Raw genomic sequence first — 15480 nt, forward strand, 5'->3', positions numbered from 1 at the left:
GGTGGTCGACGCGCCCTCGCAGGTGCGTTGGGTCAGCTCGGGCCGTGGCCCGATCAGGCGGTGAAGCGGATCCGCCGACGCCGGGCCAGCACGAAGAGCACCGCGCCGACCGCGAGCAGGGCCGCCGCGCCGGCGGCGATGCCGCCGGCCGCCGCACCGGTCACGGGGAGGCCACCCTCTTGGTCGCCGCCGCCGGAGCCGCCCTCCTCGCCCTCCTCGCCGTCCTCGCAGTCCTTCGGCTGCTCCCACTTGATCGCCTCGCCGGAGGCGAGGTCACCGGTGACGGTCACGGCCAGGCCCGGGCTCGCCGGGAAGGTGACGGTGACGTCGCGGCCGGGCTCGACCGTGACGGTCTTCGGCTCGCCGGTGCTGGGGGTGAAGGTCGAGGTGAGGGTGGCGCCGTTCTCCGGGTTGGCGATCCGGAAGATCAGCTCGTCGCAGGTCGACTCGTAGCCGCCGTCGGGCTCGCCGACCTCGGGCTCCTGGCAGTCCTCGGGCTTGGCCCAGCCGCCGGTGAAGTCCTCCATGCCGGGGGCGGCGACCTTGATGTCCTGCGCCTGGCCGGGGTTCAGCTTGCGGGTCTCGATCTTGCGCATCGGCACGGAGACGGTCTCGGTGTAGCCGCCGCTGCCGGTGATGGTGAACGCCGCCGCCGCGTTGCCGCTGCGGTTGACCAGGGTCAGCTCGACGTTGCCCTCGCAGTCGGACTGCGCGATGACCTCGGGGGCCGGGCTGCACGTCTCGGAGCCGCCGTTGTACCAGGCCTGCGGGCCCTTCGACTGGGAGCCGATGCCCTTGGGGCTGCCGACCTTGCGGTTGTTGTACCGCGGGCCGTTCTCGGTGAGCGGGTCGATGATCTCGTCACCGAAGACGAAGTCGACCTGGGTGTAGCACTGGGGGACCTCGACCTTGAAGTCGAGGGTGGCCACGCCCAGCTCGCCCGCGCCGACGCCGGTGAACTTCTTGACCGACTTGTCCAGCACGTACTGGGGGAAGGCGATCTTCGCCGACGGGGCGACGTAGGAGACCAGCGCGAGGGCCTGCTCCTCGCCCTCGCAGAGCGGGCCGTTGACCAGCGTGATGCTGGCCTCGCCGCGCTTGCCCTTGAAGGTGTGCGTGTAGCGGGCCTCGGCCGCGCTGACGCAGGCCGGCCCCGCCTGGGCGGGCGCGGTCGCCGTGACGGTCGGACTCGGCGACGCCGTGGCGGTCGGCGACGCCGACGGCGAAGGGCTGGTCGCCAGGGCCGGCGACGAGGCCGCGAACGCCGTGGCGAGGCCGGCCAGGGCGGCGGCGGCCACGACGAGCGGCCGCCGTGGCGACAGCTTGGGACGGATCACGCGTACTCCCGGGGTGAAGAAACGTCAGGGCGCGGCGCGGGCAACGGCGGTCAGCGGTCGCGGCCGGGTGAGGCGCGCCCGCGACGACGCCTCCCGGCGCCGGGGTGGGCCGGCGGAGCGCAGCCGGCACCCGGCAGACCCTAGCGAGAACGCGCCGACCGTTACAGCGCTCAGATAGCCCCAAGAGTGATGTTATCGATTCGAGATCATTGATGCACGTAACGTGATCATGTGGGGACGCACGTGGTACCCGCGGTGCCGCCCGCATCGATGCCGGCGTCGCGTAGCGTCGGGGCATGAGCAGGAGCAGTCGGTGACCCGGATCGTGGCCGGGACGCTCGGCGGCCGGCGCATCGCCGCGCCGCCCGGCGTCGGCACCCGACCCACCTCCGACCGGGTCCGGGAGGCGCTGTTCAGCGCCGTGCAGGCCGACGTCGGCCTGGCCGGGGCGCGCTTCGCCGACCTGTACGCCGGCTCGGGCGCCGTCGGCTTGGAGGCGCTGTCCCGGGGGGCGGCGCACGTGCTGCTGGTGGAGTCCGACCCACGCGCCGCCCGCGTGCTGCGGGAGAACATCGCCACGCTGCGGGCCGCCCCGGCGGCGCGGCTGGTCACCGGCAAGGTCGCCACGGTGCTGGCGGCCGGCCCGGAGGGCGGGCCGTACGACGTGGTGTTCGCCGACCCCCCGTACGCGGTGCCCGATGCCGACGTCACCGCGATGCTGGCCGCGCTGGTCGACGGCGGCTGGCTGGCGGCGGACGCCCTCGTGGTGGTCGAGCGCTCCAGCCGGACCGGGCCGGTCGGCTGGGTGGAGGGCGTCACTGCCGAGCGCAGTCGCCGCTATGGCGAGACCACCCTTTGGTACGGTCGCCGATCATGAGACGTGCGGTGTGTCCCGGCTCGTTCGACCCGGTCACCAATGGACACCTCGACATCATCGGGCGGGCCGCCCGGCTCTTCGACGAGGTGATCGTCGGCGTGCTGGTCAACCAGTCGAAGAGCGGCCTGTTCACCGTCGAGGAGCGGATCGACATGCTCCGCGAGGTGACCGCCTCGTACGGCAACGTGCGGGTCGCGTCCTTCCGGGGCCTGCTGGTCGACTTCTGCCGGGCGCAGGAGGCGAGTGTGCTGATCAAGGGCCTGCGGGCGGTCAGCGACTTCGACTACGAGCTCCAGATGGCCCAGATGAACATCGGCCTGGCCGGCGTCGAGACGCTGTTCATGCCGACCAACCCGCTCTACTCCTTCCTCTCCTCCAGCCTGGTCAAGGACGTGGCCAAGTGGGGCGGCGACGTCTCCGCCCACGTTCCCGACCTGGTCCGCGAGGCCCTCCAGGTCCGGCTCGGCCCGCCGCCCCGCCCCTGACCCACCGCTGTCGCGCCGCCCGGGCGGCCGGGCCGCCGGCCCTGACCTGGCCACGACACGACGCGCCGGGCGGGGTGGATCGGCGGGCGGTGGCCGGGGCGCGACATGATGGTTCGAGCGGGAACCCGGCCGTAGCCCGCATCATGTAGGTCGGCCGACGAACGACAGGAGTGAGGTACCGGTGGACCCGCTCGATCGCATCGACGAACTGATCGCCATGGTGGAGCAGGCCCGCTCCGTCCCGATGTCGCGGAACAACTGCATGGTCGACCGGGGCGAGATGATCGCCGCGCTCGACGAGTTGCGCGCCGACCTCCCCGCCGACCTGCGCCGGGCGGCGGCCCTGCTGGGGGAGCGGGACAAGATCATGGAGGCCGGCAAGCGGGAGGCCGACCGGATCATCAGCGAGGGTGAGGCGGAACACGCCCGCCTGGTGTCGGTGAACGAGATCACGGTTTCCGCCGAGCACGAGGGGGCCCGGATCATCGCCGAGGCCCGGGCCGAGGCGCAACGGCTGCGCGAGGAGGTCGACGACTACGTCGACACCGCGCTGGCCAACTTCGAGCAGTTCCTCACCCGGGCGCTGGCCTCCATCGAGCGCGGCCGGGACAAGATGCACGCGCTGCGCGAGATCGGCACCTTCGGTGGGGACGAGGCCGACCGCCCGTTACCCTTCTGAGCGGCACCTCAGCAGCCGACAGGCGGGGCGGGCGTCGCCCCCGGTTCGACGGTCCGGCGGTCGTCCAGGTAACCTTTTTTGTCGGCCTCTCACCGGCCGGAGTCTGACTATGCCCAAACACTCGCCTTCATCACTCAACCCCAAGGCGCCGCTGGTCCTCGACACGAGGGACCTGCCGCGTCGCCCTGGCGCGTTGCGTACGCTCCGGCGGGTCGTCCCGGCACCGAAGGACCTCGGCGTGGAGTTGATCGGCGTGCCGGAGGGCACGGACCTCGACCTCGACCTGAGGCTGGAGTCGGTGTCCGAGGGGGTGCTCGTCTCCGGGACCGTCAGCGGTCGCGTCAAGGGCGAGTGCGGGCGTTGCCTGCGTGAGATCGACGACTCGGTGGCCGTGCCCGTCCAGGAGCTGTACGCGTACGAGAACAGCACCACGGACGCCACGACCGACGAGGACGAGGTGGGCCGGATGCAGGACGACCTGATCGACCTGGAGCCGGCGCTGCGGGACGCGGTGGTGCTCATGCTGCCGACCAACCCGCTCTGCCGGGAGGACTGCCCAGGCTTGTGCCCCGACTGCGGGGTGCACTGGGACGATCTGCCGGCCGACCACAGTCACGAGCAGATCGACCCGCGTTGGGCGGGCCTGTCGCAACTGAACCGTACAGAGGAGTAGGAACCGTGGCCGTCCCGAAGCGCAAGATGTCGCGCAGCAACACCCGGTCCCGCCGGGCGAACTGGAAGGCGACCGTGGTGGCGACCACCGCCTGCCCGCAGTGCAAGTCCCCGAAGCTGCCGCACGCCGCGTGCTCCGTCTGTGGCACGTACAACGGCCGCCAGGTTCTCGAGGTCTGACCTGGACGCCGAGTGACGCCCCCGACCCCCGGTCGGGTGGCGCGCGCATCCTGGCGATCGCCCGGTGCCCCGGCTCCCGCCGTCGCCGGCCGGCCCGTTCCGGCCGGCGTCCCGCTGGAGCCGGGCACCGCGCGGATCGCCGTTGACCTCCTCGGCGGGGACGATGCTCCCGCCGTCGTGGTTGACGGCGCTCTGCGGGCCATGCGCGCCGACCCGGACCTGCACCTCCTGCTCGTCGGCCCCGCCGAGGTCGCCGACGAGCTGATCGGTGCCCTCGACCCGGCGCAACGCGCCCGGGTCACGGTCCGGCCGGTGCGCGCCGCCGTCGGCATGGCCGAGAATCCCGTCGCCGCCCGCGCCGACAGCACCGTACGCACGGCCGCCACCGCCGTCCGCGACGGCCTCGCCGACGCGATGGTCTCCGCCGGCTCCACCGGCGCGACCGTCACCGCGGCGGCGCTCGGCCTCGGCCGCTGGCCGCACGTGCGCCGGCCGGCCCTGGTCGCGACCCTGCCGGCGGTCGCCGGGCCGGTGGTGCTGCTCGACGTCGGCGGCTCCCTGGAGCCCGGCCCCGCCACCCTCGCGCGGCACGCCGTGCTCGGCGCGGCCTACGCGGCCGTCGCGCACGGCGTGGTCGAGCCGCGCGTCGGGCTGCTGTCGGTGGGCACCGAGGCGGGCAAGGGGGACCGGCTGCGCCGCAGCGCCGACCCGACGCTCGCCGCCGCGCCGCTGCCCTGCGCCGCGCGTTACGTCGGCCTCGTCGAGGGCTACGACATCGCCTCCGGCCTGCGCGCCGACGTGGTGGTCACCGACGGGTTCACCGGAAACGTGCTGCTCAAGGCGATCGAGGGCGCGTACGCGATGGCCGGCGGGCCCCCGCCCGGCGGCGGCGCGCCCCGGGCCGCCGCCCTGCTCGGGGTGGCCGGCACGGTGGTGGTCTGTCACGGCGCGGCCCGCGGCGAGGACGTCGCCTCCGGCATCGCCCTGGCCGCCCACCTGTGGCGTCGGCGGGCCACCGACACCGTTTCCGTGCTGCTCGGCGTCTCCGGCGGCGTCGGCCCGGCCGCGGCTCCGGCCCCGGAGACCTCCGCCCAGCCCGGTGAGCACACCGAGCGCACCACCGACACCGAGGTGAGCCTGTGACCGCCCGTACCGTCCCGACCGGCCGCGTCGACGCGCCGGCACCGGCGGGTGCGCCCGGCGCGCGCCGCCCGGTCGTGAACCGAGAGGTAACCGCATCATGACCATCGACAAGCGGCGGCGTGCGCCCATCGGTCACCTGGAGGCCGCGTTCGGGGTCTCGCTGGACCCGGAGCTGCTGGAGCGGGCGCTGACCCACCGCTCGTACGCGTACGAGAACGGCGGCCTGCCCACCAACGAGCGGCTGGAGTTCCTCGGCGACTCGGTCCTCGGCGTGGTGATCACGACCGCGCTGTTCCACAACCACCCCGACCTGCCGGAGGGCCAACTCGCCAAGCTGCGGGCGAGCGTGGTCAACATGCGGGCGCTCGCGGACGTGGCGCGGGGCCTGGGCCCGGACGGGCTCGGCGCGTACCTGCTGCTGGGCAAGGGCGAGGAGAGCACCGGCGGCCGGGACAAGGCGAGCATCCTCGCCGACACCCTGGAGGCCCTGCTCGGCGCGATCTACCTCCAGTACGGCCTGGACACCGCCGCGATCGTGATCCACCGGCTGTTCGATCCGCTGATGGCCGAGTCGGCCGGGCGGGGCGCCGCGCTGGACTGGAAGACGAGCCTCCAGGAGCTGACGGCCGCCCTCGGGCTGGGAGTGCCCGAATACCGCATCGAGGGCACCGGGCCGGACCACCTCAAGACGTTCACCGCCTGGGTAGTGGTCGCCGGCAACCGGTACGGCGGGGCGGAGGGGCGCAGCAAGAAGGAGGCCGAGCAGCGGGCCGCCGAGTCGGCCTGGCGGGAGCTGACCGCCCAGGCCGAACGGGAGCAGGCCGAGGCGGCGCGGCGGGAGCAGGCCGAGCAGACGCAGCGGGAGCTGGCCGAGGCGGCGCAGCGGGAGCTGGCCGTCGCCGAGGCGGCGGACGGGCCGGTCGAGCCGGGCGCGGTCAACGGGACGGACGTCATCGGCGTGGTCGACGCTGCGGGCGTCGTGGGCGCGTCGGCGCTGGCCGCCGCCGAGGGCGAGCCCACCGACGCCCCGACGGCCGGCGAGGCGAACCGTGCCTGAGCTGCCCGAGGTCGAGACCGTCCGGCAGGGCCTGGCCCAGTGGGTCACCGGCCGCCGGATCGTCGGCGTCGAGGTGCGCCATCCCCGGGCGGTGCGCCGGCACCTGGCCGGCCCGGCGCACTTCGCCGACGTGCTCGCCGGGCGGACGGTGCGCGACGTGCGGCGGCGCGGCAAATACCTCTGGCTGCCGCTGGACAGCGGCGACGCGATCGTCGGCCACCTCGGCATGTCCGGCCAGCTCCTGCTCCAGCCCGCCACGGCGGCCGACGAGCTGCACCTGCGGGTCCGGTTCCGGTTCGCCGACGACGGCCCGGAGCTGCGTTTCGTGGACCAGCGCACGTTCGGCGGGCTGGCGGTCTCCGCCGGCGGGGCCGAGCTGCCGCCCGAGATCGCGCACATCGCCCGGGACCCGATGGACCCGGAGTTTTCCGACAGCGCCTTCGTCGCCGCCCTGCGCCGGCGGCGCACGGAGGTGAAGCGGGCGCTGCTCGACCAGACCCTCGTCTCCGGGGTCGGCAACATCTACGCCGACGAGGCGCTGTGGCGGGCGAAGCTGCACGGGGCCCGGCCCACCGACCAGCTGACCGCGCCCGTCGCGCAGCGGCTGCTCGGCCACGTCCGGGACGTCCTCGGCGAGGCGATCTCCGAGGGCGGCACCAGCTTCGACGCCCTCTACGTCAACGTCAACGGCGAGAGCGGCTACTTCGACCGGGCGCTCAACGCGTACGGGCGGGAGGGCGAGCCGTGCCGGCGATGCGGCGCGCCGCTGCGCCGGGAGGCGTTCATGAACCGCTCCTCCTACAGTTGCCCCCGCTGCCAGCCCCGGCCCCGGGCCGCGCTGCGGGGCTGACCGGCCGCGCGGTCGCGCCCCGCTCGGCTGCGGTCGCGCCCCGCTCGGCTGTGGTCGCGCCCCGCTCGGGGGCCGTCGGCCCGGCTCCGCTCAGTTGCCGGCGGTCGCGCCCCGCTGCGGGGCCGGCGGGGGGTCCGGGCAGGCGTCCCGCCACGCGTCCAGCGCGCGGCGCTTCTGGATGGAGGCGAAGCCGTACCCGAGGGTGGTCACGCAGAACTCGTCGGGGTCGCCCGTGTACTCGACGTGGAACACCGGCTTGCCGGCGTCCATGAACGGCAGCAGCTTCGCGCACTGGCGCAGCCGGACGCACTCCTCGTTGACGGCGAAGTCGAAGTCCGGCGCGAGCGCGGCCACCTGCGGCACGTCCCCGAGCAGGCCGGGGGACAACTCCAGCGAGCGGGCCAGGGCGGCGGCCCGCCGGTTGAACCGCAACTGGTCGTCGAAGTCCAGGTCGAAGCCGGTGGAGTGGGCGTAGCCGTCGGCGTCGGCGAGGGCCACCGCGCCGAAGCCCTTGCCCCGGCACAGCCGCAGCCGGTCGGCCAGGATGGGCTCCAGCACGTCCCACCGCCGCACGTCCACCCACCGGGTGCCGGGCGACCGGCCGGCCGCGCCGCCGACCTCCGCCGGGTACCGGTCGGCGTCCGGGTCGGTCCGCGCGTACGCGCCGACGTCGACCTGGCAGACCAGCCGGCGGTCCCGGCCGCGCAGCGCCGCGGTCTCGGTGCTGGTGGTACGCACGGGGTCGAGCAGGAACACGTCCGCCTCGACAGTGGTGTCGAGCGGGCCGGTGAGCTGCCACTGCCAGCGCCAGTGGCGGGCCTGGCCGGCCGGCCACGGGGTGGGCGCGCCCGGCGGCGTCCCCACAGCCCGGCAGCCGTACGCCGTCGTCAGCAGCGTCAGCGCGAGGAGCAGGCGCAGCAGGCGACGTGGCGCGCGCCCGACGCGGGGCGGCGGCGGCCCGATCCGCATCGGCAGCTCCGCAGGTCGCGGGCGACGTCCGGCCGCCCGGAGGCGGGTGCGCCCACCGGCTGCCGGCGGCGGACCGGCTGGCGACGGCCCTGCGGCGGACCCGCCGCCCCGGGCGCCGCCCCGGCGCACCTCACCGAGTCAAACGAGCGTGGCCCCCGGGACGACTCGCCTCTCCCCGTCCCGGGGGCCACGCCCGGCCCGGGTCAGCGCGGGGTGCCGAAGTCCTGCGTCCAGTACGGCCCGTTGCTGTTGGCGACGCCGACGCCGATCTCGGTGAAGGAGCAGTTCAGGATGTTGGCCTTGTGTCCCGGGCTGTTCATCCAGGCGTCCATCACCGCGGCCGGGGTCTGCTGGTTCCAGGCGACGTTCTCGCCGTACGCGCGCCAGGCGTAGCCGACCCGGTCGAGCCGCTCGCCGACGTCGCTGCCGTCGCTGCCGTCGTGCGTCATCTTCCGGTGGTCGGCCTGGTCCTGGCTGTGTGCCTGGGCCGCCGCCATGAGCTTGTCGTCGATCTTCAGGGCGCCGCACCCGGCCTTGGCCCGCTCCGCGTTGACCAGGTCGACGACCTCCTGCGCCTGGGCGCTCACGCCCGGCGCGGCGGCGACCCGGGGCGTGGCCGGGGCGCTGCTGCGCTGGTTGCTCCGCGACGCGGCGGTGGTCCGGCTGGGCTTCGGGGTCGGCTTGGTCGTCCGGCTCGGCGAGGGCGACGGGCTGGCGCTGGTCGGCGCGGCGCTCGGCGAGGGCGACGGCGACGGGCTGGCCGAGGTCGGGCCGGTCGGGTCGGCGGGCACGGCGACCGGGGCGTCGGCCGCGGCCGGGTCGGTCCGGGGGGCGTCCCCGCCGGGCAGCACGAGGGCGCCGACGCCGAGGCTCACCACCAGGGTGGCCGCTGCGGCGGCGCCGCCGATCAGCAGCGGGCGCGGGAGTCGACGGGGCGGCCGGTGCCGCCCCTCGCCGCCGCCCGGGGCGGCGACCAGACGGCGGGCGGCGCGGTCGGCCGGCTGCGCGGCGGTCGGCGTGGCCGCGCCGACGGCGGGGCCGGGGACGACGGGGAGCGCCCGGGTGTGCTCCGCCGCCGGGGGCGGACGGTCGGCCGGCGATGCCGGGGGCCGGTCGGTGTGCCGTTGGTCACTCGGCTGGTCCGGTTCGTCCCCGAACAGGTAGGCCGACCGTGGCGCCGGGCGGTCGGTCAGCCAGGCCGGCTCGTCCGCCGAGGGCTCCTGACGCCACCGCGCGCCCTCCGGGTCGTCCGGGTCGGTCCAGCCGTACACGCCTGTCGCCTCCATGGGTCGGTTGCGGGCCGGGGTGACCGTACGGGTGCGTCGCAAGCTGCGGCAACGTGGCTAAGAAAGAGTTAAGACGAAAGCGGTTCGCGTGGGGTGAGTTCCGCCGTTCCTGGGCGTACAGTTAACGCGTCCGGACAGAGCGTGTCCGCGCCTTGTGGCAGCCACCGACAAGCGGCCCGGCCGACGTGAAGATGATCTACGGCCTGCGGTAACTTGACGAATGAGGGGTTGTCGGCTCAATATGTAGGTGTCGCCAGTCGCGCCCGGTCGTGCCCAGAATCGCTGGGAATGACAGCCGCGAACGAGTGGGCGCGCGTTGGTCCGGCCTTTCCGGCAGCGCATATCAAGGAGTCAGCATGGCGAAGGCCCTCTACGGCCACGTAGGTGCAGCGCCCGATCGGCGTCTGCTCGACGAGGTCACCCGACTGCGGTCCAGGGTTCAGGCACTGGAGTTCGAGATCACGCGCCTGCGCGCCGAGAACGATCGGCTTGCGGCGGCTGCGGCGGAGGCGGACGACCTCCTCCGGCTGGCCGAGCCGGCACTGACCTGATCTCCAGTAGGCCCGACAACTGAATCGCACCACGCAGAAATCGCGCGCCGACACTTATGTGCCGGCGCGCAGCCATGTCCGGGCCATTTCCCCGTACCATTCTTTGATCTTGGATAATTGATCAAGCCCCGCGTCGGATGAAAGCCGTCCGATCCGTACCGGGAAACCCGGTACGCGCATGCCGGCCCGGCCGTCCACGCCGGCCCGGGGCGGGTCGCGTGCCCGGGTGCCGGCGACACCGGGTTAGTCTGCGGGTTCACCAGGTCCGCGCAGCCCACGACGCTCGGCGGCCACCGGACGAGGATCGAGAAGGTGTATCTCAAGAGCCTGACGGTGAAGGGGTTCAAGTCCTTCGCCTCCGCGACGACGCTGAAGCTGGAGCCCGGGATCACCTGCGTGGTCGGCCCGAACGGCTCCGGCAAGTCCAACGTCGTCGACGCCATCGCCTGGGTGCTCGGCGAGCAGGGCGCCAAGGCGCTGCGCGGCGGCAAGATGGAGGACGTCATCTTCGCCGGCACCGCCGGGCGGGCCCCGCTGGGCCGGGCCGAGGTCACCCTCACCATCGACAACACCGACGGCGCGCTGCCCATCGAGTACACCGAGGTCTCCATCACCCGCCGGATGTTCCGCTCCGGCGAGAGCGAGTACGAGATCAACGGCGACTCCTGCCGCCTGCTCGACATCCAGGAGCTGCTGTCGGACTCCGGCATCGGCCGGGAGATGCACATCATCGTCGGCCAGGGCCGCCTCGACGGGATGCTGCACGCCAAGCCGGAGGACCGGCGGGCGTTCATCGAGGAGGCGGCCGGCGTCCTCAAGCACCGCAAGCGCAAGGAGAAGGCGCTGCGGAAGCTCGACGCGATGCAGACGAACCTCAACCGCCTGACCGACCTCACCGCCGAGCTGCGCCGCCAGCTCAAGCCGCTGGGCCGGCAGGCCGAGGTGGCCCGCCGGGCCGCCGCGATCCAGGCCAACCTGCGCGACGCCCGGCTGCGGCTGCTCGCCGACGACCTGCACACCCTGCGCGCCACCCTGGACCGGGAGATCGCCGACGAGAGCGCCGCGCGGGAGCGACGCCGGGAGGTCGAGGCGGAGCACACCGAGGTGCAGGGCCGGCTCGGCGAGCTGGAGGCCGCGCTCGCCGAGGACGCGCCGCTGCTCGCCGCCGCCCAGGACACCTGGTACAAGCTGTCCGCGCTCTCCGAGCGGTTCCGCTCCGTCGAGCAGCTCGCCCGCGAGCGGCTGCGCCACCTCACCGCCACGCCCGACGACGAGCGTCCCGGCCGCGACCCCGACCAGCTGGACGCCGAGGCGGAGCGGGTCCGCGAGCAGGAGGAGGAGCTGCGCGGCGCGCTCACCGACGACCAGATCCGCCTCGCCGAGGCCGTCGAGCAGCGGCAGGAGCTGGAACGGCAGCTCGCCGCCGCCGAACGGGAGCTGGTCGCCGCCGCGAAGGCGATCGCCGACCGGCGGGAGGGGCTGGCCCGGCTCACCGGCCAGGTCAACTCCGCCCGCGCCCGCACCACCAGCGCCGGTGAGGAGATCGAGCGGCTCGCCGCCGCCCACGCCGACGCCCTGGCCCGCGCCGAGCAGGCGCAGGCCGACCTGGACGCCGTCGCCGAGCAGTCCACCGAGGCCGACCGGGACAACGCCGACCTCGACGACCGGCACGCCGAGGCCGTCGCCGCCCAGGAACGGGCGCAGGCCGCCGCCCGTTCCCTCGCCGACGCGGAACGGGCCGCCGAGAAGGAGGCCGCCACCCAGAAGGCCCGCGAGGAGGCGCTCGCCATCGGCCTGCGCCGCAAGGACGGCGCGGGCGCGCTGCTGGCCCGCGCCGGCGAGGTGCCGGGCCTGCTCGGCAGCCTCGCCGGGCTGCTCACCGTCGCCCCCGGCCACTCCGCCGCGCTCGCCGCCGCGCTGGGCGGGCTCGCCGACGCGGTCGCGGTCACCGGCGTCGACGAGGCCGTCGAGGCGATGCGGCTGCTCAAGATCTCCGACGCCGGCCGGGCCGGCCTGCTCGTCGGCAGCCCCGCCGGGCCGGGCATGGCCGGCGGCCCCGACGCCCTGCGCCCGAAGCTGCCCGCGCACGCCCGCTGGGCCCCCGACCTGGTCGAGTGCTCCGCCGAGCTGCGCCCCGCCGTGCACCGGGCGCTGCGCGACGTGGCCGTCGTCGACGACCTCGCCGCCGCCGCCGAGCTGGTCGCCGACAACCCGGAGCTGCGCGCGGTCACCCCCGACGGCGACGTCGTCGGGGCGTACGCGGCGGCCGGCGGATCGGCGAAGGCGCCCAGCTTCATCGAGGTGCAGGCCGCCGTCGAGGAGGCCCGGGGCAACCGGCTCGCCGCCGAGCGCACCGCCGCCGAGCTGCGCGAGCAGCTCGTCGAGGCGCGCGCCGAGGTCGCCGCCGCCAAGGAGGCCGTGCAGCACGCCGCCGCCGCGAAGCGGGAGGCCGAGAGCCACCGCAACGCCGCCGCCCGCCGCCTGGCCGAGCTGGGCGCCGCCGCCCGGTCGGCGAGGGCGGAGACCGACCGGCTCGGCGAGTCCCGCGCCCGTGCCGAGGCGGCCCGGCAGCGGGACCTCGCCGCCCTGGCCGAGCTGGAGGAGCGGCTGCGGCTGGCCGAGGCCACCCCGATCGACGCCGAGCCGTCCACGGACGAACGCGACCAGCTCGCCGCGATGGTGCCGCAGGCCCGGCAGAACGAGATGGAGGTCCGGCTCGCCGTGCGTACCGCCGAGGAGCGGGTCTCCTCGATCGCCGGCCGGGCCGACTCGCTGCGCCGGCAGGCCGCCGCCGAGCGGGCCGCGCGGGAACGCGCGGCGGCCCGGCGCGCGGCCCGCGCCCGGGGCGCGACCATCGCCCGCGCGGTGGCCGGCGGCGCCCGCGAGGCGCTGGCCCGGCTCGCCGTGTCGATCGCGCGGGCCGAGGAGCACCGCGACGCCGTGGCGCGCGAGCGGGCCGCCCGCGAGGCCGAGCTGTCCGAGGTACGCGGCGCGGCGAAGCGCCTCGGCGCGGAGCTGGAGCGGCTGACCAGCCAGGTGCACCGGGACGAGGTGGCCCGCGCCGAGCAGCGGCTGCGCATCGAGCAGCTGGAGGCCAAGGCCGCCGAGGACTTCGGCCTCGACGTGGAGACGCTGCTCGCCGAGTACGGCCCGACGCAGCCCGTACCGCCGACCCAGGCCGACGTGGCGGCGGCCGAGCGGGACGGGCTGCCGGTGCCCGAGCCGGTCCGCTACGAGCGGCCGGTGCAGGAGAAGCGGGCCGCGAAGGCGGAACGCGAGCTGGCCCTGCTCGGCAAGGTCAACCCCCTGGCGCTGGAGGAGTTCGCCGCGCTGGAGGAGCGCTACAAGTTCCTCTCCGAGCAACTGGAGGACCTCAAGGCCACCCGCCGGGACCTGCTGACCGTGGTCAAGGACGTCGACGAGCGCATCCTGGAGGTCTTCGCCAGCGCGTTCGCCGACACCGCCCGGGAGTTCGAGCAGGTCTTCACGGTGCTCTTCCCCGGCGGCGAGGGGCGGCTGATCCTCACCGACCCCGACGACCTGCTCACCACCGGCGTGGAGGTGGAGGCCCGGCCGCCGGGCAAGAAGATCAAGCGGCTGTCGCTGCTGTCCGGCGGCGAGCGCTCGCTGACCGCCGTGGCGATGCTGGTGGCGATCTTCCGGGCCCGGCCCAGCCCGTTCTACATCATGGACGAGGTCGAGGCGGCCCTCGACGACGTCAACCTGGGCAGGTTGATCACGCTGCTGGCACAGTTGCGGGAGAAGAGTCAGCTGATCGTCATCACCCACCAGAAGCGGACGATGGAGATCGCCGACGCGCTCTACGGGGTGACCATGCGCAGCGGTGTCACCCAGGTGATCAGCCAGCGGCTCAACCGGGCCGAGGGGGAGCAGAGGCCGCCCGCCCGCGCCGCCGCCGACGATGGCGGCGGTGTCGGCCGGGACGGCGACGACCAGCGGCACGGCCGCGGCGAGGAGAAGCAGTAGTGGCTCGGGAACGCGCGACGGCGCTCCTGGTGGATCTCGACGGGGTGCTGCGGCGCTGGGACCCGGCGGTCGCCGCCGGCGTGGAACGGGACTACGGCCTCGCCGAGGGGGTGCTCACCGAGATCGCCATGCAGTGGGGGCGGCTCCAGCCGGTGCTCACCGGCCAGGTCAGCCACGCCGACTGGGTGGCCAGCGTCGCCGACGCGCTGGCCGACTCGGCCGGCGGCCCGCAGCGCGCCCGCGCCGCCGTCGAGCAGTGGCAGCGTTACCGGGGTGAGGTCGACCCCGACGTGCTGGCGTTCGTGCGCGAGGTGCGGGCGGCCGGCGTACGGGTCGGGCTCGGCACCAACGGCACCGACCTGCTCGACACCGACCTCGCCGCGCTGGGCCTGGCCGACGAGCTGGACGTGGTGGTCAACTCCTCCGTCGTCGGGGTGCACAAGCCGGCGAAGGAGTACTTCCAGGCGGCCTGCGCGGCGCTGGAGACCCCGCCGGCCCGGGTGCTGTTCGTCGACGACGAGGACTGGGCGATCCGGGGCGCGCGGGCGGCCGGGCTGTCGGCGTACCGGTGGGACGGGCCGTCGGGGCTGCGCTACCTGCGGGCGGCCCTGGCGTACTGAGCGGTCGTCCCGGGGCCGGCCGGCCCGCGCCCGCCGGCCCCGGGCCGTCACTCGCCGGTGATGCCGTCGATGCGTTCCCGGATCAGGTCGGCGTGGCCGTTGTGCCGGGCGTACTCCTCGATCATGTGCAGGTAGACCCAGCGCAGGCTGAACGTGCGCTTCTTGGGGCCGACCTCGGTGAACGTCTCGTCGAGGGAGCGGCCTGCCGCGGCGGCGCGGGCGAGGTCGACCTCCCGGTGGTAGGTGGCGAGGTCGGCCTCGGCGTCGGCGTCGCTGACGTCGTGGTCGGCGTCGGGGTGCTCCGGCGTGAAGTACGGGTAGTCGACGCGCTGCCCGGCGAAGTTCTCCCGGAACCACCACGCCTCCACCTCGGCCAGGTGTCGCACCAGGCCGAGCAGGCTCAGCCCGGACGGCTCGACGCTGGGCGTGCGTAGCTGCTCGGCGGTCAGCCCGGCGCACTTGAGCAGTAGGGTCTGCCGGTGGTAGTCCAGCCAGCCGTCGAGCATGGTGCGCTCGTCGCCGAGGAACGGGGCGTCGCTGCGGGTGATGTGCGGTGCTCTCCAGGTCATCCGCCCATCCTGGCCGCTGCCCCCGACAGCGGGCCACCGCATTGCGCGCCCGCCGCCTGCCGGCGGTGTTAGGAAGGGGCCCTTCCTATACAGAAAGCGTTAACAGGGGGCCCTTCCTTGCACCTCATGTAAAGGACTCCGGTGCTTGATCAGCCCGGTGGTCCTGGGGTTGCATGAGCATCCCGGTTGGTCCGGTGGGTGGCGTTGAGTACGGCTCT

General features: G+C 74.7%; 14 protein-coding genes and 1 pseudogene. 11 read left to right on the plus strand and 4 right to left on the minus strand.

Going from position 1 to position 15480, the window contains the following annotated elements; genetic code table 11:
* Positions 1-53: 53 nt before the first annotated feature.
* Positions 54-1337, minus strand: a complete 1284-nt coding sequence (locus ACFYWL_RS26445; RefSeq protein ID WP_386977834.1) for a cell wall anchor protein — start codon at positions 1335-1337, stop codon at positions 54-56.
* Between the two features lie 313 nt (positions 1338-1650).
* Between ACFYWL_RS26445 and rsmD the strand changes: the two genes are divergently transcribed.
* From rsmD to mutM, 8 genes and pseudogenes are all read left to right on the plus strand, one after another.
* Entirely contained in the window at positions 1651-2214 is a 564-nt protein-coding gene (rsmD, locus tag ACFYWL_RS26450; RefSeq protein ID WP_386977837.1) for a 16S rRNA (guanine(966)-N(2))-methyltransferase RsmD, read from the plus strand.
* Positions 2211-2699, plus strand: coding sequence for a pantetheine-phosphate adenylyltransferase (gene coaD / locus ACFYWL_RS26455; RefSeq protein WP_386977840.1), 489 nt, complete (start codon positions 2211-2213; stop codon positions 2697-2699). The genes rsmD and coaD overlap by 4 nt, the downstream gene beginning before the upstream one ends.
* 181 nt (positions 2700-2880) lie before the next feature.
* Positions 2881-3378, plus strand: a complete 498-nt coding sequence (locus ACFYWL_RS26460) for a hypothetical protein (protein WP_007075187.1) — start codon at positions 2881-2883, stop codon at positions 3376-3378.
* Between the two features lie 109 nt (positions 3379-3487).
* Positions 3488-4051: a YceD family protein gene (locus ACFYWL_RS26465; RefSeq protein ID WP_386977844.1), complete on the plus strand. Its 564-nt coding sequence runs from the start codon at positions 3488-3490 to the stop codon at positions 4049-4051.
* A gap of 5 nt (positions 4052-4056) precedes the next feature.
* Positions 4057-4230, plus strand: coding sequence for a 50S ribosomal protein L32 (gene rpmF, locus ACFYWL_RS26470; RefSeq protein WP_043962315.1), 174 nt, complete (start codon positions 4057-4059; stop codon positions 4228-4230).
* Positions 4231-4344: 114 nt separating this feature from the next.
* Positions 4345-5373 (plus strand): phosphate acyltransferase PlsX, encoded by a 1029-nt coding sequence (locus ACFYWL_RS26475; RefSeq protein WP_386977869.1) that lies wholly within the window; start codon positions 4345-4347, stop codon positions 5371-5373.
* 97 nt (positions 5374-5470) lie between these two features.
* A pseudogene (rnc, locus tag ACFYWL_RS26480) lies at positions 5471-6202 on the plus strand (ribonuclease III); the annotation flags it as partial.
* A 220-nt stretch (positions 6203-6422) separates the two neighbouring features.
* Positions 6423-7280, plus strand: coding sequence for a bifunctional DNA-formamidopyrimidine glycosylase/DNA-(apurinic or apyrimidinic site) lyase (gene mutM, locus ACFYWL_RS26485; protein ID WP_386977848.1), 858 nt, complete (start codon positions 6423-6425; stop codon positions 7278-7280).
* 90 nt (positions 7281-7370) lie between these two features.
* Here mutM and ACFYWL_RS26490 read toward each other — a convergent pair whose 3' ends face one another.
* Together ACFYWL_RS26490 and ACFYWL_RS26495 are read right to left on the minus strand one after the other, a co-directional pair.
* Positions 7371-8249 (minus strand): endo alpha-1,4 polygalactosaminidase, encoded by an 879-nt coding sequence (locus ACFYWL_RS26490; RefSeq protein WP_386977851.1) that lies wholly within the window; start codon positions 8247-8249, stop codon positions 7371-7373.
* A gap of 203 nt (positions 8250-8452) precedes the next feature.
* A complete protein-coding gene (locus ACFYWL_RS26495) occupies positions 8453-9535 on the minus strand; it encodes a CAP domain-containing protein (protein ID WP_386977872.1) in 1083 nt (360 codons plus the stop codon).
* 356 nt (positions 9536-9891) lie between these two features.
* Here ACFYWL_RS26495 and ACFYWL_RS26500 point away from each other — a divergent pair, with 356 nt between their 5' ends.
* The 3 genes from ACFYWL_RS26500 (at position 9892) to ACFYWL_RS26510 (ending at position 14693) form a co-directional block, all read left to right on the plus strand.
* Positions 9892-10086: a hypothetical protein gene (locus ACFYWL_RS26500; protein ID WP_036374707.1), complete on the plus strand. Its 195-nt coding sequence runs from the start codon at positions 9892-9894 to the stop codon at positions 10084-10086.
* Between the two features lie 312 nt (positions 10087-10398).
* Positions 10399-14073, plus strand: coding sequence for a chromosome segregation protein SMC (gene smc / locus ACFYWL_RS26505; protein WP_386977854.1), 3675 nt, complete (start codon positions 10399-10401; stop codon positions 14071-14073).
* Positions 14073-14693: an HAD family hydrolase gene (locus tag ACFYWL_RS26510; RefSeq protein ID WP_386977857.1), complete on the plus strand. Its 621-nt coding sequence runs from the start codon at positions 14073-14075 to the stop codon at positions 14691-14693. Before smc ends, ACFYWL_RS26510 begins: the two co-directional genes overlap by 1 nt.
* A 47-nt stretch (positions 14694-14740) precedes the next feature.
* Here the strand turns inward: ACFYWL_RS26510 and ACFYWL_RS26515 are convergent, their stop codons facing one another.
* Complete coding sequence (locus ACFYWL_RS26515) at positions 14741-15262, minus strand: DinB family protein (RefSeq protein ID WP_386977860.1); 522 nt, start codon at positions 15260-15262, stop codon at positions 14741-14743.
* Between the last annotated feature and the right edge of the window lie 218 nt (positions 15263-15480).

This window comes from Micromonospora sp. NPDC002575 (assembly GCF_042889525.1).
GTDB classification, from domain to species: domain Bacteria; phylum Actinomycetota; class Actinomycetes; order Mycobacteriales; family Micromonosporaceae; genus Micromonospora; species Micromonospora carbonacea.

What these genes read in the sequence shown, in the direction of transcription:
- ACFYWL_RS26515 (WP_386977860.1), bottom strand. Translation starts at nt 15,262, where the DNA reads ATGACCTGGAGAGCACCGCACATCACCCGCAGCGACGCCCCGTTCCTC.
- ACFYWL_RS26490 (WP_386977851.1), bottom strand. Translation starts at nt 8,249, where the DNA reads ATGCGGATCGGGCCGCCGCCGCCCCGCGTCGGGCGCGCGCCACGTCGC.
- ACFYWL_RS26495 (WP_386977872.1), bottom strand. Translation starts at nt 9,535, where the DNA reads ATGGAGGCGACAGGCGTGTACGGCTGGACCGACCCGGACGACCCGGAG.
- coaD (WP_386977840.1), top strand. Translation starts at nt 2,211, where the DNA reads ATGAGACGTGCGGTGTGTCCCGGCTCGTTCGACCCGGTCACCAATGGA.
- ACFYWL_RS26500 (WP_036374707.1), top strand. Translation starts at nt 9,892, where the DNA reads ATGGCGAAGGCCCTCTACGGCCACGTAGGTGCAGCGCCCGATCGGCGT.
- ACFYWL_RS26465 (WP_386977844.1), top strand. Translation starts at nt 3,488, where the DNA reads ATGCCCAAACACTCGCCTTCATCACTCAACCCCAAGGCGCCGCTGGTC.